Genomic DNA, 20,838 nt, shown 5'->3' with positions numbered 1-20,838 from the left:
AATAAGGAGATTCACCATGTTGAGCTGGGCAATTACCTTCCTGATTATCGCCATCATCGCAGCAGTTTTGGGCTTCGGTGGCATCGCGGGCACGGCTACCGGTATCGCCAAGATCCTCTTTGTCGTATTCCTGGTGATGTTCGTTGTGTCCTTCATCTTTGGTCGTCGTGGTCGAGGCTGACGATGTACGCTCGATCCCTTAAGGCAATGGCGGCTGCCCTGTTGATGGGCAGCAGCGCCATGACCCTTGCCGCCAATGACGGCCAGTCCCGCGCCAACCAATTGTTGAGCGACCCGGACTACCGTCAAGCGTGGCAAAAAGTGGTTAAAAAAGAGGAGCGCTTGCCTGAGTGGGTCATGAACCTCTCTGGCAGTGCCGAGCAAATGAACGCGGTGACGCAAGACGGTGACCCGTATTTAGTCGGCCCTTTGTGCGAAAACGAGCAATCGTGTTCCACCCAGCGCTTGATAGTGGCGGTGAGCTTCGACAAAAAGCACGCCTACGCGCTGCTGGTTGAAGTACCGGCGGGGTTGCCTACTGACAAATCGCCTGCACGTCATGCCGATTTCCGATACTTGGGCAAGCCTGATCCTGAGATCCAGGCGCTGCTTAAAGAGCAGTTAAAGAAAGACCCTAACTGGTATTAGATGCCGGGGAGGGCGACACCACTGTTTTTCGAGTGCCAAAAACCAAGGTTTTTCCTTGGTTTTTTTGCGTCTGCCAGACACTGCCTTTCGTCGGTAATTGCTTATCCCAGTTCATTTTTTCTGAAAAAGATGTGGCTTGAACTACCCTTTGAAACGTCGACCGTATATCGACTATTGGCAAATTGATGGCTCCTCATTTTTCGATTTGTGTTGTGGGATATTTCCGAAATGCTAGCGCTGTCTGTGAGCCTTCTTTAATGCCAAAAAGGCCTTGAAACAGCCGGTTTACGGCGGTTATGTCATCTATTCTGTCAGTGCAACCCTCCTGATTTTTGAGGTCTTGTCGGACAAAACCCATGCCGATTCGGCATAGGGTAGGCGTTTACGGCATTAGACGGTAACGCCGTGCATGGGAATAGTTGCGCCTTTTTTCGCCTGCCAAAGAGCCAGTCCGGCTCGATTTGGGCGACCTTCTACGGGGGTACAGGTTGGACTTTTTTGCGCTCTTGAGCGCTCTAGTCCGAGCCTGTACCCGAGTCCACTTGAAGTAAGGGTAATGACATGAAGAAGGCAAAACTTAGCCTCGCCTGGCAGATCCTAATCGGTCTGGTCCTCGGGATTGCAATCGGCGCACTGCTCAACCATTTCAGTGCTGAAAAGGCCTGGTGGATCAGTAACGTCCTGCAACCTGCAGGCGATATCTTTATCCGTCTGATCAAGATGATCGTAATCCCAATCGTGATTTCTTCACTGGTTGTCGGGATTGCAGGCGTGGGGGATGCGAAGAAACTCGGTCGCATCGGTCTAAAAACAATTATTTACTTCGAAGTGGTCACCACCATCGCGATCCTGGTCGGCCTGGTGCTGGCCAACGTGTTCCACCCGGGTGCCGGGATCGACATGAGCACGCTGGGCACGGTGGATATTTCCAAATATCAGGCCACTGCCGCTGAGGTGCAGCATGAACACGCGTTCATCGAGACCATTCTCAACCTGATCCCGTCCAACATCTTCGCAGCCATGGCTCGCGGTGAGATGCTGCCGATCATCTTCTTCTCGGTACTGTTCGGTCTGGGCTTGTCGAGCCTGAACGCCGAGCTGCGCGACCCGCTGGTGAAAACCTTCCAGGGCGTGTCCGAGTCGATGTTCAAAGTCACTCACATGATCATGAACTACGCGCCAATCGGTGTGTTTGCGCTGATCGCCGTGACCGTCGCCAACTTCGGCTTCGCCTCGTTGGTGCCATTGGCCAAGCTGGTGGTGCTGGTGTACGCGGCCATCCTCTTCTTCGCCTTCGCGGTACTGGGCCTGATCGCCAAGCTGTTCGGCTTCTCGGTGATCAAGCTGATGCGCATCTTCAAAGATGAGCTGGTTCTGGCTTACTCCACCGCCAGCTCCGAAACCGTGTTGCCACGCGTGATCGAGAAGATGGAAGCCTACGGTTGCCCGAAAGCGATTTGCAGCTTCGTGGTACCGACCGGCTACTCGTTCAACCTTGACGGTTCAACCCTGTACCAAAGCATCGCGGCCATCTTTATTGCCCAGCTGTACGGCATCGACCTGTCGATCAGCCAGCAACTGCTGCTGGTGCTGACCCTGATGGTCACCTCCAAAGGCATCGCCGGCGTACCGGGCGTGTCCTTCGTGGTACTGCTGGCCACCTTGGGCAGCGTGGGCATCCCGCTGGAAGGCCTGGCCTTCATCGCCGGTGTAGACCGTGTGATGGACATGGCGCGTACCGCCCTCAACGTTATCGGTAACGCCTTGGCCGTACTGGTCATCTCGCGCTGGGAAGGCATGTACGACGCCGCCAAAGGCGAGCGCTACTGGAACTCGCTGCCGCACTGGCGCAGCAAGGAAGCCGCCAAAGGTTAATCACCTTCGCCTGGCGCTTCACTCCCCAAACCCCGGACTTGTCCGGGGTTTGTTGTTTTAGGCTTCACGACTTTTCCTCTCCTGTAGCCGCTGCCCAGGAACGAAGGCTGCAATGGGTTGCGCAGCGACCCCAAACGGCGGTCCTGCGGCCCGCATCGCAGCCTTCGTTCTTTGTCAGCGACTACACGTTTTGCGAGTTCTGCGTTGAACGCCATTGTGCCAACCTCCCGACGTTTGTCGTTTCTGAGGTCTGGCCGGTATTATCTGCCGCACTTATTAGGAGTTTCCCGATGCTTAACGGCCTATGGCTCAGCTTTTTCCTTGTCGCCACGGTGTCGGCGTTTGCCCAATGGCTGGTCGGGGGAAATGCCGGGGTCTTTGCGGCCATCGTTGAAAGCATCTTTGCCATGGCCAAGCTGTCGGTTGAGGTGATGGTGCTGCTGTTTGGCACGCTGACGCTGTGGCTGGGGTTTCTGCGGATTGCCGAAAAGGCCGGCATCGTCGACTGGCTGGGCAGGGCGCTGGGGCCGCTGTTCAAGCGCCTGATGCCGGAAGTCCCGCCCGGCCACCCGGCCCTGGGCTTTATCACCCTGAACTTCGCTGCCAACGGCCTGGGCCTGGACAATGCCGCCACGCCGATCGGCCTCAAGGCCATGCGCGCGCTGCAAGAGCTGAACCCCAGCCCGACCAGCGCCAGCAATGCGCAAATCCTCTTCTTGGTGCTCAACGCCTCGTCGCTGACCCTGCTGCCCGTCACGATCTTTATGTACCGTGCCCAGCAAGGCGCGCCAGACCCCACGCTGGTGTTCCTGCCGATCCTGCTGGCCACCAGCGCCTCGACCCTGGTGGGCCTTTTCTCGGTGGCTATCGTGCAGCGCCTGCGCCTGTGGGACCCGGTGGTGCTGGCTTACCTGATACCCGGCGCGCTGATTCTGGCGGGCTTTATGGCGCTGCTGGCGAGCCTGTCGGCAGCGGCGCTGGCGAGCTTGTCCTCGATCCTTGGCAACTTGACGCTATTCGGGCTGATCATGCTGTTTCTGGTGATCGGCGCGCTGCGCAAGGTCAAGGTCTACGAGGCGTTCGTCGAAGGCGCCAAAGAAGGCTTCGACGTGGCCAAGAACCTGCTGCCTTACCTGGTGGCGATGCTCTGTGCAGTGGGCGTATTACGGGCCTCGGGCGCGCTGGACTTTGGCCTGGACGGCATTCGCCATCTGGTCGAATGGCTGGGCTGGGACACGCGCTTTGTTGATGCGCTGCCCACGGCGATGGTCAAACCGTTTTCAGGCAGCGCGGCGCGGGCGTTGCTGATTGAAACCATGCAGACCAAAGGCGTCGACAGCTTCCCGGCCCTGGTGGCCGCGACCGTACAGGGCAGCACGGAAACCACCTTCTATGTGCTGGCGGTGTACTTCGGTGCGGTCGGCATCCAGCGCGCCCGCCACGCCGTGAGCTGCGCCTTGCTGGCAGAGTTCTCAGGCGTGGTGGCGGCGATTGCGGTGTGCTACTGGTTCTTCGGCTAAACCGCGTAGGAGCGAGCTTGCCTCGCGATCTTTTGATCTTAAAGAAGATCGCGAGGCAAGCTCGCTCCTACGGATTGAGGTTCAAGCCTTCGGCTTTTTACGCGGCTTGAGGTATTTGGTCAGGCCCTGAAACCAGATGACCTGCGCCGGATTACCCTTAATCTGAATCGACTTGTCCTGGATCCCGGTCATAAACGCCAGTTGCTTGTTTTTGGCCTGCATCGTGGCAAAGCCGTAAGCGGCATCTTTAAAGGCGATGGCAAACACCGGGTCCGGGTATAAGCCCGAGTGGCTGGTAATACGCTGGTTTTTGACTTTGAAGTGACGGGCGACTTTGCCATCGAGGGTTTGCAGCTGGAACACCATGTCTTTATCAACCAATTGCTGTTGAAAAGCAGGGTTTTTACGGCTGGCTTTGCCCATCAGAAAGCCCAGCATCCAGAGCAGAAAACGAAATTTCATGTACGCGGCCTCGGGGAATAAATAAAGAGCCGGCGCAGTTTAACGATTTAAGCGAAGAACGCCACATATCCAAAGAAATAGGCGCTGATAGACGTGTTTTTGCCACTTATTGCCGCATGATCGGCCAATTTACTCTCAAGAACGGGCAAGCCAGCTTGCCCGTTCCTCTAAAAACCAGCCCCGCTTAAGGGTTGACGCTGTCTTTAAGGAATTTGCCAGGCTTGAAGGCCACGGTGTTGCTGGCTTTGATGGTCACTGGCTGACCGGTCTGCGGGTTCTGCCCGGTCCGTGCACCGCGATGGCGCTGGATAAACGTACCGAAACCGACCAGCGTGACGCTGTCTTTGCGGTGCAGGGCGTTGGTGATTTCTTCGAGCACTGCATTGAGTACGCGGCTGGCTTGCTCTTTAGTGAGGTCAGCCTTTTCAGCGATAGCGGCGGCGAGTTCTGGTTTACGCATGATGAAGCCTCTTTGACGGTTTTTTGTTGTTATGTCCGTGCTGCTCTTCTATGGAGCAGCATCCAAGGCGCCGCAGGCTCTACTCTGCGGCAGACCGGTGTGAGAATGGCACGCGACCAAGACACGCGCCACCCTCAGCAGGCGCTTTGTTGAGGCAAGGCAATGACATTTACGACAAAAGGTAGAGCGTTTACGCCAACAGCGCAGGCAACTCTTTGTTCAGCGCCAGTTTCTCGCGAACTGCCTCGCCAGTGAGGGCATAACCGAGCAGCTTGCCGTCTGCATCGCGGCACAGCGCTTTGATGTCGGCACCCTGACCTTCCACCGTCCACACACCTTCGCAACCAAGCGGCACAGGTGACACCACCAACGGGCACACCGGGGTTTTGACTGTAATCGGCATGGCCCCGTAGCTGACCGCTGTCGAGTTGCCCGCCAGGGTCTGCGCCAGCGCCCGTGCGCAGCTCATCAGCGGCATCACGTAGAGCAGGCTCAAACCGTCGACCTGCGCGCAGTCGCCCAGCGCGTAGATGTTCGCGTGGGAGGTTCTAAGATGGCGGTCCACTTCGATACCGCGGTTGATCCGCAGGCCAGCAGCGGCCGCCAGATCGGTGCGTGGGCGCAAACCAATGGCTGACACCACCACATCACAGGCGATCACGCTGGCGTCCGACAAGTGCGCCTCAAGGCCATCCTCGGTGCGCTGCAAACGCGTGAGCACCGGCCCGAGATGAAAGCGTGCGCCCAGGCTTTCCAGGCCCGATTGCACGGCGGCCGCAGCCGCAGGGTGCAGCAGCGTCGGCATCACTTGTTCGCACGGCGCTACCAGGTCGACCTCATAGCCGCCCGCGATCAAGTCGTTGGCGAACTCGCAACCGATCAGGCCCACACCCAGAATCAGCACACGGCGCTTGCCCGCAGCCGCTGCGCGAAAGCGGGCGTAGTCTTCCAGGTCATTGATCGAGAAGATCGCATCCTGAGCATCGCCTTCGACCGGCACCTGCACCGATTGCGCGCCCCAGGCCAAAATCAGATCGCGGTAAGGCACGGCCTCTTCACCGATCCACAGTTGCTTGTGGCCCGGATCAATCCCGCTGACGCGGGTGTGGGTGCGCACCTGCGCCTTGAGCTGCTCGGCCATGGCGCCGGGCAGGGCCATGCTCAAGCCGTCGGCTTCTTTGTTTTTGCCAAAGCCGGTGGACAGCATCGGCTTGGAGTAGGAACGCCCATCATCGGACGTGATCAACAGCAGCGGTGTTTCGCTGTCCAGCTTGCGAAACTCCCGGGCCAGGTTATAGCCAGCCAGCCCAGTGCCAACGATCACAACAGGTGCGCTCATTCCAATATCCAGAGTCAATCAATTCAAAAACAGGGCGGATCAGCCGATTTCGATCATCTCGAAATCCATTTTGCCAACGCCGCAGTCCGGGCACAGCCAGTCTTCAGGGACGTCCTGCCACAGCGTACCGGGCGCAATACCGTCATCCGGCCAGCCATCGGCTTCGTTGTAAATCAGTCCACAAACAATGCATTGCCACTTTTTCATAGGGGTATTTCCTTTCGCTCAGGCGTGGGCGAGGGCACAGACTCTTATCAATCGGTTGTGTTACTCGCAAAATTCAGGCCGTTTGTACTGATCAACACCGACAGATGCAAGCCCGACGACTGCCTGATGGCACTCTGGCGCTCAAGCAAGGATCAGCGTGATAAGCTCGCCGGCCTCAATGGCTGCCAATTATGACCCACTGTGCCGCACATAACTTCTACGCTGGTCTCGCCTGTCTGGCTTGAGCAAAGCGAACTTCCTGCACCGCCTGACGTACAGACCCTCGACTGGTTGTTCGATCAAGGCTCCCTGACTCAACGTCTTACCTCACTTTCAGACGGCTCCTTCAGCGTGCTGCCGCTTTTCGAAGGCTGGCAGACACTGCGTGCCGATGAATGCACGGCCCTCGATTTGCCTGAAAACAGCCAGGGCTGGGTGCGCGAAGTGTATTTACGCGGCCATCAGCAACCGTGGGTATTTGCCCGCAGCGTCGCCGCTAAAAGCGTCCTGCAAGTAGGTGGCTTCGACATGGAAGCGCTGGGGGCGCGCTCATTGGGCGGCTTGCTGTTTAGCGATAACGCCTTTGAGCGCGGGCCGATGCAGGTGTGCCAATACCCGCGCGGCGGCTTGCCCGTGGCTGATCAGGCAGATGGCCTGTGGGCGAGACGCTCGCGTTTCTCGCGGGGCCCGTTGAGCGTGCTGGTGGCCGAAGTTTTTTTACCTAACCTGTGGGCCGCCCTGAGTGCCCGGTCGGAGAACAACTGATGTACGTGAGCCTGCTCAAATCACTTAATCGCTTGAACCCGCGCGCCTGGGACTTTATCCAACTGACCCGCATGGACAAGCCCATCGGCATTTACCTGCTGCTGTGGCCGACCCTGTGGGCATTGTGGATTGCCGCCAAGGGCGTGCCTTCGCCGGGTATCCTGCTGATTTTTGTGTTCGGCGTGATCCTGACCCGCTCAGCCGGTTGCGTGATCAACGACTTTGCCGACCGCAAGGTCGATGGCCACGTCAAACGTACCGAACAACGGCCATTGGTCAGCGGAAAAATCAGCAGCAAAGAAGCCTTGGTGTTTTTTGCGCTGCTCATGGGTATCAGCTTCCTGCTGGTGCTGTGCACCAACGCCACCACCGTATGGCTGTCATTCGGCGGCCTGGCCCTGGCGGCGAGCTACCCGTTCATGAAGCGCTACACCTACTACCCGCAAGTGGTGCTGGGCGCGGCGTTCTCGTGGGGCATGCCCATGGCCTTCACCGCCCAGACCGACAGCCTGCCAGCGGCGGCGTGGTTGCTGTACATCGCCAACCTGCTGTGGACCGTGGCCTACGACACCTACTACGCCATGACCGACCGCGACGACGACCTGAAAATCGGCGTTAAATCCACCGCCATCCTGTTTGGCGATGCCGACCGCGTGATCATCCTCGGTCTGCAAGGCCTGTCGCTGGGCTGCCTGCTGCTGGCCGGCGCGCAATTCGACCTCGGCGGCTGGTTCCACCTCGGCCTGCTGGTGGCTGCGGGCTGCTACCTGTGGGAGTTCTGGTACACCCGCAACCGCGAACCCCAGCGCTGCTTCCAGGCGTTCCTGCATAACCACTGGGCCGGATTGGCGATCTTCGTGGGCATCGTGCTGAATTACGCACTGAACTAACCCAACCCTCCTGTAGGAGCGAGCTTGCTCGCGATCTTTTGATCGTTTAAAAGATCGCGAGACAAGCTCGCTCCTACAGTTAACCCAGTGCAGGCCTGCAAATGCGGCTTGATAACAACCCTTTGCATATGTGTAGGTTAATTCATACAAAATAATTGGCAATGTACTACATAGTAAGACGTTGCGAATTACCGCACCTGCAATTATAAATAAATCACTCAAATAACATTTATAGATATCAATTTTTAGAAACAGCTATTGCGTCATGTCTATTTATTCAATTCGGCTATAACTCACCAACAAGTTCGAACACTAACCGTCGATACTTGAGCAAGGAGTCAGTATGTCGCACGATTTAAATAATATTTCCGGCGTCTGTAGTGTTCCGAGCAGCACTTCTATTAATTTGAAATACAAAGCAAAAATAGCATCAGTATCACCGGGGGAGCATCGACATAATTTTGAGTTATCCGAGCATTGTTTTTTAGGCATCAGCCTCGAAAACAGTCATTTCCAGCCCGAAAAACTGGCGAGCATTGTGCAATGGATTTCGCGGCGTTTTACCCAGTGCACTGTGCTGGTGGGAGACAGCATTCACCGCCTGACCCTCCAGTCTGTACATGACATGCATCCCTCTATAGCGCTGACCACAGCCCTGCAATTGGGTAAGCGTTTTGTCGGTGAAAGCCAGCCCGTATTTGAGCATTTTCGCGCGCTCACACAATTTCGCTTTATCACCTGCCAAGGGGTTCAGGCCCTGGCAAGTTATCAGCACTTGCATGCTCAACTCACGCACCTCTATCGAGCCGACGCCGCGTTCAGTCAGTCCGTCAAATGTTTCGCTGAGCACTACTTGCGTAAAAGGCTTGAAGCCTCAACCCCTGCGGAATGGGCACGCAAGGTCGGTTTTTCGACCGCGTACTTTCTTGAAGAATTTGCCATTTTTGCCTGCCTGCAGCAGCAGGGGCACAGCGTGATGATCTACCCCGGCTCGTTCAGCACCTTATCGGAGATAGCTCAGGGTCTACACCCCCAGGCTCCTGATGAACTCAAGGCGCTGACCATCGTTTCTTTGTGCCTCAAAGGACGATGAACATGCGCCACTCAACCAGGCCAACCTCAGCGGGCCAGCTCTATAGCGAGCTTTACCACAAACGTGTCGATACGCGCCCCGTGGGCACAACCGCTCAATTGGTCTGTGCCTGGATTGAAGGCGGCCGGTTGGGGTTTGCCAATGATCAGGATCGGCGGCAAGCGTTTGCCGACGGCGTTTTCTTACTGACTATCCCGGCAGAACTGGACATCACGGCCGCCGATCAATTCGCTAGCGAGTTTTACCGGGGAGATGCCAGCCCGTATGGGCATTTCAAAAACATTAGGGCCAACCAGTTTGACGATGAACTGCTGGGGTTCCATCAGCGCGTCGACCAGATTGAGCAGTTTTTGCTGGAACGCCGGTTTTGGAGTCGCTATTACCCAACTGAAATTACCCGGATAGCCGAGAAAATGACCGAAGTATCCCGGCTGATCCTGGGCGCCGCACTGGACTACGCCGGCATACCGAAACACCTCTGGCCTCAAGCCACTGGCTGTTGCTCACAAGGCGCTGGGGCTTATCACCTGACCTTCAACCATTACCGCGCGCAGTTACCAGAGGCGGGGTTGAGCTCGCACAAAGATGATGGTTTTTTGACAATTCTGCGCACCACTCAACCTGGACTTGAGGTAAACCGCCTTGATCGTTGGGAGTCAGTTAAATGTGCGCCTGATACATTCGTGATCAACTTCGGGCTGTCAATGGAGTGGTTAACGGCTCATTGCGATTCGCCAGTGGCTGCTATCTTGCATCGAGTAACGCACCAAGCCCAAGACCGCATTAGTTTTGGGCACTTCAGTTCCAGTAACTTTATACCCCATGACCACGGCATCTTTTCTTATTACCCAACACGGGGCCTGGAACGCATCTGTGATGCTCGAGAATTAATTAACAATAATGACCAGGAGATTTACCAAGGCACTGTCAATGCAGGAGGCGCGCAAAATGAAAACACACAAGACTAATATGCAGCATGCCATTATTTATCAAAACACTTTACTATTTAAAACGCCATTCACCTTACGCGCGGCCATAGAGCAAGGTTTATTTTTACTGCAAATCCCGGAGACGTTAAATCTTGAACCAGGCATAAAACTGTGCCGCGAGTTTTATTTACCCGCCACATCTTCCACCCGCTATCGCGGCTTCCGTCCTCAGACCGATATTTATTTCGATCGCGAACATTTTCAGACTGAACATCTGTTAGTCGATAAAACGCGCTGGGCCACACGCCTGCCAGGTGCCGTGGTGAAAATGGTGCTCGCAATGGACGCGCTTGGCCAGGTGATTCTTCAGTCAGCCTTGCGCGAACTTGGAGTGGCTCAGGCGCTATGGGCAACCGCCAGTGGTGGCGCAGTGACAGGCCTGGGCACCCATTGGTTTGCCGCGAGCCATTACCGTCCCGAACGCCATTTGCCGGGCTGTGCAGAACATCAGGACACCGGTTTTGTGACACTGCTGTACACCCGCCAATCAGGCCTTGAGGCATTCATCGACGGGGAGTGGCAGCCTATTGAGCCGGAACCTGGGTATTTTATTGTCAACTTCGGCGCGTGCCTTGAATTACTCAGTGCGCAACTGCCGCTTTCGGCTCGAGCCATTAAGCATCGCGTGCGCGAGTGCCCGGCGCTGCCGGGACAAGAAGACCGCTTCTCGTTTGCCACGTTCATCAATCCTCCCGCCAGCGCTGACCTCTACGAAGTGCAGCCTTTAGGCGAGTTGCGACGGCTGATGAGTGCTGAAGCATTCCTTCGTCGATTCAACGAGCGCACCTGGCAAGACCGGCATGCCTCATTCGGCATCCTCTCTGAACAGACTCAGGGCACGCCCAATGAATAAACAATGCCCGCCTTTTGCCGGACTCATTGCGCATCATCCAGGACCTTGCCCCGTGCGCGGGCATGGCGACGAGTTCCACATTGCAACGTCTGTGCAAGGCTTGCCCGCCACTGAGTACTTTAAGGTCAGCGGAATTCGTCACTGCGCTGAACAGTCAGGCGGCCTTTGCAGTTTCTGGATGGGCGAACAACTGGCGCTTTATCAGATGGACAATCGCGCGCTATTCAATGATGAAGACCTTGCGCCCTCAACCGATGCCAATCATGAGTTGTTCGGTGGCTTTTTGGGCTCACTGCACATCAGTGACCCATTGCGCTCGCAAAAACGTCGGGCAGTGGAGCATGTGCTCGGGAGTCAGCGTTTTATCGACAGCATAAAAGACGATATTCGTCGTTTGGCAGCCGTCTTTTTGTACCAATGCCCGCGCACTCCGATGTGCATGGAGAAATTGACCTTATTGTGGGTCAGTCAAGTTGATAGCTATCTACCAGGCATCCTGGACTGCACGATAAAAAGCCTGGACCAGTACCTGCAAGACGATCAGTTCAGGGACGTGGTCAGCGGATTCTTCGAACAGGCCTCCAAGGTCATCAGTCATGACGACAGGCTCGCGCTAGAGCAGCATGAAGCCTTGAAACCGTTCATCAAAGACCTGCTGCTCACCAACTTCGACGCCATTGAAAAAGCGCCCCTGACCAATCTGATCCTTGGCCATTTCGCCCTTTGGGCGCTGCCTTTTACCCGAAAAAACATTGAAAACCTGAGTACGGAGCGGGCTCTGGAGATCGGCACAATCATCATTGCAACCTATGACACTACGGCGCTTAGCCTGTTGTGGTCGCTGGCGTACATCGAGACCTCTGCCCAGGTTAAACGTGAGGTCCTGTTAGCGGCCTCAGACAGTTGCACTCAAGCACCAAACGTTATTGATCTGGCGGTCATGGAAGCGCTGCGTCTAGGAGGCTCCAACCCAACAGCGCTTTGGCGTCGGACGCTTAAGCCGTGCGAAATCGAACATGCAGGTCAGCGCGTGCTAGTCCCCGAGGACACCCAGTTGTGGCTGGACCGCTGGCAGGCCAATAGAGATCCTCACATTTTTACCCAGCCTGAAGCTTTCGATGTCACCCATATTCTGGCACTGCAAAAAAAGGACGACACAGCCCACACGCTCTGCACCTCACTGCTGGCGCGCAATCGCTATGACATCAACTCGTTCAGCATGCTCAACACCCGGCGCAACCCACGCAAATGCCCAGGCCGTCTGTTCTCAGTCAACATCCAGGGATTGTTGCTACGTGAGCTTTATGGCCGCTATGAGGTCAGCAGCGAAGGTATCGACCTCAGTCTGCGACGCCATTGCGCGATGCCCAAGCCCGCACAGCCAGGCGTATTGACCCTGCGTCCCAAACACTGTGGAGATCAGAGCGATGGTTAATCGCCACACTGCTACCTACCGGGACAGCCTGACATTGCCTTCACCGTTGCATCAGGCCCACGCACAGGCCATGTACCCGCCCTGTGCTCTGGAGCGGGCACGACTTGTGGGCACGAAATTGGTCTTCGATTCGCCCAATGGGTTTGCCCGTGGGCTTGAGCAAGGTTTCTTTTTGCTGAAAATGCCTCAAGGCTTGGTGTGTAAGGCCGCTGATCAATTTGCACAGCAGTTTTACCTGCCCCAAAACGGCTTTCTCGACATGGACGTGCCCGGGCTCTATCAGGGCTATTTCGACCGCCCCCACGATCAATGGGAAAACTTCTACATCGAGCGCGCCAATTGGCACTTGTTACCCCATTCGGTGGCGATACTGGGTACTCAAATGGCAGCCATCGGCATCAGTGTGCTGCGCAGCACCTTGACCCACCTCAAGCTCCCGGTCAGCGATTGGCCTTGCATTTCGTCAGGTCTTAGCGAAAACGGCGGGCATCAGATGCTGGCATTCAACCATTTTCGGTCGTCAAAAAAGGCTCGCGGCTGCAAATTTCACCGCGATTCGGGGTGGGTGACGGTACTTCGCTCTACCGAGCCCGGCTTATATGCGTGGATTAACGGGCAGATACGGGCGATTAACCCGGAACCAGGCTACTTCATCATCAATTTCGGCAGTTCCTTCGAGGTACTGACCGAAAGGCTTGAAACACCCGTCAGGGCCAATATTCACGGCGTTGCGCAACTCGAACCCCGTGAGCCAGGACGCGAAAGAACCTCATATGCGCTTTTTCTCGACTCGGCGCTCGACGGCACTATCTACCAATACCGTCGTGGCCGGGCTGTGGTGCTGCAAAGCGTGGCGGACTTTGCCGAGCAGGAAGTCGCACGTACCTACGACAGGACACACACGTTGTAACAACGGGCAAGGTTATCCACAGGCCCTGATATCCAAAGATGGACGCTTCAGTGGAGGTAGCATGAGCTTATCCGCAGCCGATCAACCCCGTGCGATAGCGTTGCCCCGAGCACGTTTGACCCACCACGGCTTGGCCTTCAGCAAGAGCACGCTTGAACAGGCACTGAGCCTTGGCGCATTTTTGCTGGAAATCCCGCAGGGTGTAGACCTGAACCCGGGCTTTGAGTTGTGCCGTAATTTTTATCAACCCCGGCTAGACACTCTGGATCGAATGCGCGGCCATCGTGAGCATGCCCACCCACGCTCAAAGTTAGGCTACGAAGATCGCCCCAATCAGGTCGAACAACTGCAAATCGAGAGCCATCTGTGGCACGAGTATTTTGCATTGCCTGTAACCCAGTTACTGGAGGCCATGAAAATCCTGACGGTACAGGTCTTGCGTCATTTGTTTGAGGCCTCAAAGGTGCGCAAGGAGCACTGGGCAACCATCACCGGAGCAACGCTGGACGAGACAAGCCTGTGTTACACGACCCTCAACCACTACCGTGCCTGTGTCAGAGGCACGCTGGGGATCGTCGAACACACTGACAGCGGTTTTATCACCTTGATCGCAGCCGATCAGCCAGGATTCGAAATCCTCCACAAAGGCGTGTGGCAAGCCGTTGCACTGGAGCCACGCTGTTTTATCGTCAACTTGGGCGACGCCTATCAAATCCTGACAGCCCATTTGCCCTTGCCTGGCCGGGCCGTTTTGCACCGCGTTATCGAAACCCGGCCCTCAGCGCAGGCGCCGGATCGGTCGTCATTTACGGTGTACATGGGGCCTGACTTTGATATGGACCTCTATCAATACAACCCATCGGGCGCCTTGGACAGGTATCAGTCATTCAGAGCCTTTTCAGTGCAAAAAGCGCAAGGAATGGGCTATGCCTTCCATTCCCGCGTGTAATCGCCCGTGGCAACAAGCCACGCTGACCAACCATGGTCTGCAATTTGATCAGGCCAATGGCATGCAACAGGCGCTGCTCGACGGTTTTTTCTTCGTTGAGCCCACCGCGCCAATTGACCTTGGGGCGGGAGATCGATTCGCCCGCCACTTTTATTTGCCCCCGCCTCCAAACGAGCAACGCGACTGCGCTTATCGCGGATTTAAAACCCAAACCGAAACCGAACTCGGCCCTCTTCAAGGGTATTTCTGCAGAGATGCAGATCAGACAGAACAATTCTTTTTACGCAGCACACATTGGCAACAGCTGTTTCCCCAAGCACTGTGCAGTTTGGCGCAACATCTTAAAGCCTTGGCCATCGAGGTGATGCTGGCCGTACTGAAGCATCTGGATATTCCACGCGCCCTTTGGCTCAAAGCCACAGGGCACTGCATGACCCAGGCGGGTACCCATACGTTAACGTTCAATCATTTTCGCCCCCACGTGAAAGCGCGTGGCTTGAACGTTCACAAAGACTCCGGCTGGGTCACGGTTTTGCGCTCACTGGAGCCTGGGCTTGAGGTTTTGCGCGAGGGTATCTGGTGCCCGATTGACCCCCGGCCCGGGTGTTTTATCGTCAACTTCGGATGCGCGATGGAAATCCTGACCCGACACACGGCCAGGCCCGTCGCAGCAGTCGCGCACAGGGTCGTGCAGCAGCGACCTGAACATGCCAAAGAGGACCGTTTTTCATACGCGTTGTTTCTCGACAGCAGCCTCGACAAACAGATGTGCGAAGGCCTTTACACCTATAAGCCAGAGCACGGCCTCGAGTTAGTGGCCGACTTTGAGCAGTTCCTCACTTCTATTCTTGACCAGACGTACCAACCCCATTCAGTGGGCCTTTATTGAACGCCAAACCGCAGGTGGCCATGAAATCTACTTCTGAACGGTCCCAACGTCTGGCATTACTGGCCTTTTCATCGGGGATTTTTTGTATTCAGCTGGATGCGTTTGCATTGAATTTGGCGCTGCTGCCCATCGCCCATGATTTTGCGGCGTCGGTTGCACACGTTAAGTGGGTGGTGAGTGGTTATTTACTCTGCGTCGGTACGTTGATGCTGGCTGCCGGCCGCTTGAGTGATGGTATTGGCCATCGCCGTATGTTGCGCACAGGGCTGTCGCTGTTCGGCTTGGCGTCATTACTGTGTGCCGTTACGCCGACACTGAACGGGCTAATTGCTGCGCGTATGCTTCAGGGCATCGGCGCCGCCTGCATCATGCCCTCGGGCCTCGCACTGTTGAGCCATGTGTACCCCAGTGCACGTCGCGGTCGGGCAATGGGTTTGGCGTTAGGGCTTGGGGCCATCGCCACGGTGATTGGCCCTTTTATAGGGGCTGCAATGAGCCAATGGCTCAGTTGGCGGTTTATTTTCTGGATCAATGTGCCCGTGGTGCTGTTCGCACTCGGGTGTTGCTGGCCAATAGCCGAGCAACACCTGCCAGGCGAGCGCGCAGCCGTGGATGGGCTGGGGTTGCTGTTGGTCAGTGTAGGGCTGGTCGCCTTCGGCTTCTTGCTGGATGAACTGGGCACTCGCGCATGGGCAAGCCCGCAAACGGTCTTGATCGTCAGCGCACTGGTGCTCAGTTTCAGTCTGTTCGCCTGGCGCGAAAAACACGCCGTCACCCCTCTGATCGCGACCTGTCTGTTTCGCAATGCACCGTACTGGATGCTGACGTTAGACGGGGCCGTGGTGAATACCTCAACGGTGGTGCATCTGTTTGTGGTGCCGTTGTCGTTGCAAAGCGTGTGGGGGTTGAGCCCCTTGCAAGCAGGTATCGCATTCCTTGGCTCGGCGGTGCTTCTGGCCTGCGGTGGGCCCATTGCTGGCCGCATCCCGTCATCTGACGCAGTGAGAGCGATGGCTACCTGCTTGTGCGCCAGCGCGGCGTTACTGCTGGGCGCTGCGTTTGCACAAAGCGAATGGCTCTATCTGCTGCTGGTCACCTTGTGTGGAGGATTTCTAGGGGTCGCCAATGCGCTGACCTTAATCGCGACGCAAGCTGTTGTGGGTGAGCACGTAGCGGGTGTGGCCAGCGGCCTGACCAAAACCATCATCACCTTGGCGGCAGGCTTCGGTGTCATTCTCGCTGGACGCAGCACGGGCGAAATGCTGGACATTCAGGGGGTATTTACCAGCCTCGCCCTTTGTTGTTTCGTTGCCAGCTTGATGCTGTGGGCAGGGCAGCGGTATTGGAGTGGGCACACAGGTCAGCAGCCTGTGGATAAGTTAACTGGCCGGTAGCTCAGCGGGTAGAGCGCACTCTTGATAAGGGTGAGGTGGAAGGTTCGAGCCCTTCCCGGCCAATCATTGCTTTCAACGCTGCATGGGCAGTGACTGCTTCGACGACCACGGGCAGTAACACCCCACCGCCAGGGTGTGGGTGGCATTGACGCTACGGCCTTGGGTCAAGGCTTGCAGCACGGGTTCGATGAAGCTGTTGCTGGCGTTGCAGGTGGCGCCTTCGCTGTAGGGGCCGAAGTAGGCCAGTTGGCCGCTGCGGTCCCAGATGGCAACAGCCGGGCTGACGCTCAAGTGTTCGGCGCCGGGCAGGGTGGTCAGGGGCTTGATCGCACCCAGGCTGGCAGGCAACTGGCCCTGGCTGCCGGGCTTTTGGACGGCATAAAATTCAACGCCCTGCGGCACGTAGGTCGCCAGCAGCTCGCTCAGGTGTTGCTGGTTGCCGACATTGCACGGGCAGGCCGGGTCCCAGAAGTGCACCACGCGAATCGGCCCCGCGCCCGAGAGGTCTGCGGGCAGGGCCAGCACATCCCCGGCAAACAAAACGGTCTGGTCGTTGAACGCACGGATGTAACGCCCCTCAAACCAGTGATAAGCGGCCCACACACCCACGGCGCAGGTCAGCACCAGCAGCCAGGCAAGCCAGGTTTTAAGGGTCGGTACGGGCATGCTGAATGTTCCTGAAAGGGCGCGTAGCTTGCCATGCTTAAACTGACAGCAGAATATCGTCAGCTATAAAGACTGTTCTGCCTTCATGCCTTTCTGTTTGGAACCCCTATGTCTGTCGCGTTTTCCCCCGAGTCCTTGCGCCCCCATTTACAACCGTTGGTCGCAGGTCAGCCTTTATCGAGTGAGGATCTGGCATACCAGCATTTTTACGGGCTGGACTTTGCGCAGCGCGCAGCACCGGTCCGTCGCCAGTTGGGGCGCTTCAGTGCCGCAGGCTACGATTTGGTCAGCCAGGTGTGGTGGCCTGAGTCCACACCCAAAGCCACGCTCTTTGTGATCCACGGTTTTTACGATCACATGGGGCTGTATCGGCATGTGATCGAGTGGGGGTTGAACCACGGTTTTGTGGTCATTGCCTGCGATTTGCCGGGCCACGGCCTGTCGAGTGGTGAGCGCGCCAGCATCGGCGACTTTTATCAGTACCAGGAGGCGCTGCAAGGCTTGTTTATCGAAGCCCAGTCGCTGAACCTGCCGCAACCCTGGCACTTGATCGGGCAGAGCACCGGCGGTGCCGTGGTGCTGGACCATCTGCTGCATCACGGCGAGCAAAGCCCGGCCCAGGGCCAGGCCATCTTGCTGGCCCCGCTGGTGCGACCCAAAGACTGGCAGTGGTCCAAGTTCAGCTATTACCTGCTCAGGCCCTTTGTTAAAGGCATTGAGCGGCGCTTCAGCGAGAACACCAATGACCCGGACTTCATGCCGTTTTTGCAGGCTGATCCGCTACAGCCCGTGCGTCTGCCCACCGCCTGGGTCGGCGCCATGGCGCGCTGGATCCCTCGTGTCGAGGCCTTGCCGCCGAGCGCCCGCCAGCCCTTGGTGATTCAGGGCCAGGCGGATAAAACTGTTGATTGGGAGCACAACCTCAAAGTGCTGGACGCCAAGTTCAATCACCCGCAGGTGCTGCTGATTCCCCAGGCCCGTCACCACTTGGCCAATGAAACCGCCGACATTCGGGCGCAGTACTTTGCGTTTCTGGATCAGCATTTTTGACCCAAAACCCCTGTAGGAGCGAGCTTGCCTCGCGATCTTTTGACCGTTAAAAGATCGCGAGGCACGCTCGCTCCTACAGCCTCAATCCGGGATCGGCAGGTTCAGGCTTTCTTTGACTTCTTCCATCACGATGTAGCTCTTGGACTCTCGCACATGGGGCAGCTTGAGCAAAATGTCGCCCAGCAGTTTTCGGTACGAGGCCATCTCGCTGATCCGCGCCTTGACCAAATAGTCGAAGTCACCGGACACCAGGTGGCACTCCAGCACGTGGGGCAGTTTCAGAACGGCGCGTCGGAATTCTTCAAAGGTGTCGCCAGATTTGTAGTCGAGGCTGATTTCGACAAACACCAGCAAACTGCCCTGCAAGTGCTGCGGGTTGAGCCGGGCGTTGTAGCCCATGATGATCCCTTCGCGCTCCAGCCTGCGTACGCGCTCGGTGCAGGGCGTGGTCGACAGCCCGACTTTCTCGCCCAGCTCGGTAAACGAGATGCGCCCGTCGGCCTGCAGAATGCGCAAAATATTGCGGTCGATCTTGTCTAATTCACGCTTTGTTTGGTGATTTGTACGCATAGGAGATTCTCCTTTGTCAAAAGCGTTTTGGCCGAGAATTGTCGCCAAATATAGCTGGTTATACAGTGAAACTCACTGGCTAAAGCTTCTTATACTGCGCGCATCTTCGCTTTGAATAATAAACGTCTGCGGCGGGCCGCGATGAGGGATAAAAATATGCGCGTTATGGTATTGGGTGGCGGCGTGATTGGCACAGCCAGCGCCTATTATCTGGCCCGAGCCGGGTTCGACGTGGTCGTGGTAGACCGTCAGCCTGCCGTGGCAATGGAAACCAGCTTTGCCAACGCCGGCCAGGTTTCGCCTGGCTATGCCTCACCGTGGGCCGCGCCAGGCGTGCCGCTCAAAGCCATCAAGTGGCTGATGGAGCGCCACGCACCGTTGGCGATCAAGGCTACTGGCGACATCGACCAATACCTGTGGATGGCGCAGATGCTGCGCAACTGCACCGCCAGCCGTTATGCCGTGAACAAAGAGCGCATGGTGCGTCTGTCCGAGTACAGCCGTGACTGCCTCGATGAACTGCGCGCAGAAACCGGCATTGCCTACGAGGCCCGCAACCTCGGTACCACGCAACTGTTCCGCACCCAAGCGCAACTGGACGGCGCGGCCAAAGACATCGCCGTACTCAAAGAGTCGGGCGTGCCGTTTGAGCTGCTCGACCGTGAAGGCATCGCCCGAGTTGAACCGGCGCTGGCCAGCGTCACCAACATTCTGTCCGGCGCCTTGCGCCTGCCGAATGACCAAACTGGCGACTGCCAGATGTTTACCACCCGCCTGGCTGAAATGGCCATTCAACTGGGTGTCGAATTCCGCTTTGGCCAGGACATTCAGCGCCTGGACTACGCAGGCGATCGCATCAATGGCGTGATGATCGACGGCAAGCTCGAAACCGCTGACCGCTACGTGCTGGCCCTGGGCAGCTACTCGCCACAAATGCTCAAGCCGCTGGGCATCAAGGCGCCGGTTTACCCGCTCAAGGGTTACTCGCTGACCATCCCGATCACCAACCCGGCCATGGCCCCGACCTCGACCATTCTGGATGAAACCTTCAAGATCGCGATCACCCGTTTCGACAACCGCATTCGCGTCGGCGGCATGGCGGAAATCGCCGGGTTTGACCTGTCGCTGAAGCCACAACGGCGCGAAACCCTGGAACTGTGCGTCAACGATCTTTACCCTCAGGGCGGCGACTTGAGCAAGGCCAGTTTCTGGACCGGCCTGCGTCCAGCTACCCCGGACGGCACACCGATTGTGGGCGCGACCCCGTTCAAAAATCTGTTCCTAAACACCGGTCATGGCACACTCGGCTGGACCATGGCGTGCGGCTCTGGTCGCTTCCTCGCTGACGTGATGGCCAAAAAGACCCCACAAATCAGCGCCGAAGGCCTCGATATTTCTCGTTACGGCAACCACCAGGAGACTGCAAAACATGGCAATCCAGCGCCAGCTCACCAATAACCGCATGAGCCAGATCGTGGCTCATAACGGCACCGTTTACCTGTCCGGCCAAGTCGGCGACGACATGAACGCCGGGGTTGAGCAGCAGACCCGCGAAACCCTGAAAAACATCGAGCATTTGCTGGACCTGGCGGGCACCGACAAAAATCACATTCTGTCGGTGACCATCTACCTCAAAGACATTGATGCCGACTTCGCAGGCATGAACAGTGTGTGGGATGAGTGGCTGCCAAAAGGCGCGCAACCGGCCCGCGCCACCGTTGAAGCCAAACTGTGCGAACCCGAGATTCTGGTGGAGTTGTCGGTGGTGGCCGCACTGCCATAACGTCACCGTCGCCAAGCAAAGTCCCTCTTGCGGTGCGGTACGCGGTTAACGCTGCGGTACGCACCGCTTTTTTATTCAACTGCCGTTAGAA

Annotated in this window: 23 protein-coding genes and 1 tRNA gene; 18 read left to right on the top strand and 6 right to left on the bottom strand. The window is 57.0% G+C overall.

Annotated features, from left to right (window positions below):
- Positions 1 to 16 precede the first annotated feature (16 nt).
- From GHO32_RS23065 to GHO32_RS23050, 4 genes are all read left to right on the top strand, one after another.
- On the top strand, positions 17 to 181 hold the full coding sequence (locus GHO32_RS23065; protein ID WP_019828122.1) for a DUF1328 domain-containing protein: 165 nt from the start codon (positions 17 to 19) through the stop codon (positions 179 to 181).
- 2 nt (positions 182 to 183) lie between these two features.
- Entirely contained in the window at positions 184 to 648 is a 465-nt protein-coding gene (locus tag GHO32_RS23060) for an inhibitor of vertebrate lysozyme family protein (protein ID WP_153336697.1), read from the top strand.
- Positions 649 to 1,209: 561 nt separating this feature from the next.
- Positions 1,210 to 2,523, top strand: coding sequence for a glutamate/aspartate:proton symporter GltP (gene gltP, locus GHO32_RS23055; RefSeq protein ID WP_048372502.1), 1,314 nt, complete (start codon positions 1,210 to 1,212; stop codon positions 2,521 to 2,523).
- Between the two features lie 290 nt (positions 2,524 to 2,813).
- Positions 2,814 to 4,043: a nucleoside recognition domain-containing protein gene (locus GHO32_RS23050; protein ID WP_153336698.1), complete on the top strand. Its 1,230-nt coding sequence runs from the start codon at positions 2,814 to 2,816 to the stop codon at positions 4,041 to 4,043.
- An 81-nt stretch (positions 4,044 to 4,124) separates the two neighbouring features.
- On the opposite strand, the gene GHO32_RS23045 is transcribed toward GHO32_RS23050, so the two are convergent.
- From GHO32_RS23045 to GHO32_RS23030, 4 genes are all read right to left on the bottom strand, one after another.
- Entirely contained in the window at positions 4,125 to 4,505 is a 381-nt protein-coding gene (locus GHO32_RS23045; RefSeq protein WP_048372505.1) for a hypothetical protein, read from the bottom strand.
- A gap of 184 nt (positions 4,506 to 4,689) precedes the next feature.
- On the bottom strand, positions 4,690 to 4,965 hold the full coding sequence (locus GHO32_RS23040) for an HU family DNA-binding protein (protein WP_048372506.1): 276 nt from the start codon (positions 4,963 to 4,965) through the stop codon (positions 4,690 to 4,692).
- A 190-nt stretch (positions 4,966 to 5,155) separates the two neighbouring features.
- Positions 5,156 to 6,304, bottom strand: coding sequence for an NAD(P)/FAD-dependent oxidoreductase (locus tag GHO32_RS23035; protein ID WP_153336699.1), 1,149 nt, complete (start codon positions 6,302 to 6,304; stop codon positions 5,156 to 5,158).
- A 39-nt stretch (positions 6,305 to 6,343) separates the two neighbouring features.
- Positions 6,344 to 6,511 carry a rubredoxin gene (locus GHO32_RS23030; RefSeq protein WP_002555879.1) on the bottom strand — a complete coding sequence of 56 codons (168 nt, stop codon included), beginning with the start codon at positions 6,509 to 6,511 and terminating at the stop codon, positions 6,344 to 6,346.
- 201 nt (positions 6,512 to 6,712) lie between these two features.
- Between GHO32_RS23030 and GHO32_RS23025 the strand changes: the two genes are divergently transcribed.
- From GHO32_RS23025 to GHO32_RS22975, 11 genes are all read left to right on the top strand, one after another.
- Positions 6,713 to 7,276 carry a chorismate lyase gene (locus tag GHO32_RS23025; protein WP_368668319.1) on the top strand — a complete coding sequence of 188 codons (564 nt, stop codon included), beginning with the start codon at positions 6,713 to 6,715 and terminating at the stop codon, positions 7,274 to 7,276.
- Positions 7,276 to 8,166, top strand: a complete 891-nt coding sequence (ubiA, locus tag GHO32_RS23020; RefSeq protein WP_153336700.1) for a 4-hydroxybenzoate octaprenyltransferase — start codon at positions 7,276 to 7,278, stop codon at positions 8,164 to 8,166. Before GHO32_RS23025 ends, ubiA begins: the two co-directional genes overlap by 1 nt.
- Positions 8,167 to 8,509: 343 nt before the next feature.
- On the top strand, positions 8,510 to 9,259 hold the full coding sequence (locus tag GHO32_RS23015; RefSeq protein ID WP_153335972.1) for a tRNA-dependent cyclodipeptide synthase: 750 nt from the start codon (positions 8,510 to 8,512) through the stop codon (positions 9,257 to 9,259).
- A 2-nt stretch (positions 9,260 to 9,261) separates the two neighbouring features.
- A complete protein-coding gene (locus tag GHO32_RS23010; RefSeq protein WP_178113935.1) occupies positions 9,262 to 10,227 on the top strand; it encodes a 2OG-Fe(II) oxygenase family protein in 966 nt (321 codons plus the stop codon).
- Positions 10,208 to 11,101, top strand: coding sequence for an isopenicillin N synthase family oxygenase (locus tag GHO32_RS23005; protein ID WP_178113934.1), 894 nt, complete (start codon positions 10,208 to 10,210; stop codon positions 11,099 to 11,101). Before GHO32_RS23010 ends, GHO32_RS23005 begins: the two co-directional genes overlap by 20 nt.
- A complete protein-coding gene (locus tag GHO32_RS23000) occupies positions 11,094 to 12,536 on the top strand; it encodes a cytochrome P450 (protein ID WP_178113933.1) in 1,443 nt (480 codons plus the stop codon). The genes GHO32_RS23005 and GHO32_RS23000 overlap by 8 nt, the downstream gene beginning before the upstream one ends.
- A complete protein-coding gene (locus tag GHO32_RS26525; RefSeq protein ID WP_256665421.1) occupies positions 12,529 to 13,446 on the top strand; it encodes a 2OG-Fe(II) oxygenase family protein in 918 nt (305 codons plus the stop codon). Before GHO32_RS23000 ends, GHO32_RS26525 begins: the two co-directional genes overlap by 8 nt.
- 61 nt (positions 13,447 to 13,507) lie before the next feature.
- On the top strand, positions 13,508 to 14,395 hold the full coding sequence (locus GHO32_RS22990) for a 2OG-Fe(II) oxygenase family protein (RefSeq protein ID WP_178113932.1): 888 nt from the start codon (positions 13,508 to 13,510) through the stop codon (positions 14,393 to 14,395).
- A gap of 61 nt (positions 14,396 to 14,456) precedes the next feature.
- Positions 14,457 to 15,284, top strand: coding sequence for an isopenicillin N synthase family oxygenase (locus GHO32_RS22985; RefSeq protein ID WP_178113931.1), 828 nt, complete (start codon positions 14,457 to 14,459; stop codon positions 15,282 to 15,284).
- 20 nt (positions 15,285 to 15,304) lie between these two features.
- Positions 15,305 to 16,678 carry an MFS transporter gene (locus tag GHO32_RS22980; protein WP_153335966.1) on the top strand — a complete coding sequence of 458 codons (1,374 nt, stop codon included), beginning with the start codon at positions 15,305 to 15,307 and terminating at the stop codon, positions 16,676 to 16,678.
- Positions 16,669 to 16,741: transfer RNA gene (locus GHO32_RS22975), tRNA-Ile, on the top strand. The genes GHO32_RS22980 and GHO32_RS22975 overlap by 10 nt, the downstream gene beginning before the upstream one ends.
- Positions 16,742 to 16,750: 9 nt before the next feature.
- Here GHO32_RS22975 and GHO32_RS22970 read toward each other — a convergent pair.
- On the bottom strand, positions 16,751 to 17,344 hold the full coding sequence (locus GHO32_RS22970) for a DUF6436 domain-containing protein (RefSeq protein ID WP_123750676.1): 594 nt from the start codon (positions 17,342 to 17,344) through the stop codon (positions 16,751 to 16,753).
- A 108-nt stretch (positions 17,345 to 17,452) separates the two neighbouring features.
- Here GHO32_RS22970 and GHO32_RS22965 point away from each other — a divergent pair, with 108 nt between their 5' ends.
- Positions 17,453 to 18,394, top strand: coding sequence for an alpha/beta hydrolase (locus GHO32_RS22965; RefSeq protein ID WP_123750675.1), 942 nt, complete (start codon positions 17,453 to 17,455; stop codon positions 18,392 to 18,394).
- 81 nt (positions 18,395 to 18,475) lie between these two features.
- Here GHO32_RS22965 and GHO32_RS22960 read toward each other — a convergent pair whose 3' ends face one another.
- On the bottom strand, positions 18,476 to 18,964 hold the full coding sequence (locus tag GHO32_RS22960; RefSeq protein ID WP_003437842.1) for an Lrp/AsnC ligand binding domain-containing protein: 489 nt from the start codon (positions 18,962 to 18,964) through the stop codon (positions 18,476 to 18,478).
- Positions 18,965 to 19,120: 156 nt separating this feature from the next.
- Here GHO32_RS22960 and dadA point away from each other — a divergent pair, with 156 nt between their 5' ends.
- Both dadA and GHO32_RS22950 read left to right on the top strand, forming a co-directional pair.
- The gene (gene dadA / locus GHO32_RS22955; RefSeq protein WP_153327554.1) at positions 19,121 to 20,422 is read left to right on the top strand and encodes a D-amino acid dehydrogenase; all 1,302 of its coding nucleotides are present in this window, start codon (positions 19,121 to 19,123) and stop codon (positions 20,420 to 20,422) included.
- Entirely contained in the window at positions 20,394 to 20,747 is a 354-nt protein-coding gene (locus GHO32_RS22950; protein ID WP_123750673.1) for a RidA family protein, read from the top strand. Before dadA ends, GHO32_RS22950 begins: the two co-directional genes overlap by 29 nt.
- The last annotated feature ends 91 nt before the right edge of the window (positions 20,748 to 20,838 follow it).

Origin of the sequence: Pseudomonas sp. FSL R10-2189 (assembly GCF_009600325.1) — a bacterium.
Taxonomy (GTDB): Bacteria; Pseudomonadota; Gammaproteobacteria; order Pseudomonadales; family Pseudomonadaceae; genus Aquipseudomonas; species Aquipseudomonas helleri.
Note: the sequence above shows the minus strand (reverse complement) of the source record. Positions and strands in the feature narration are given on the sequence as shown.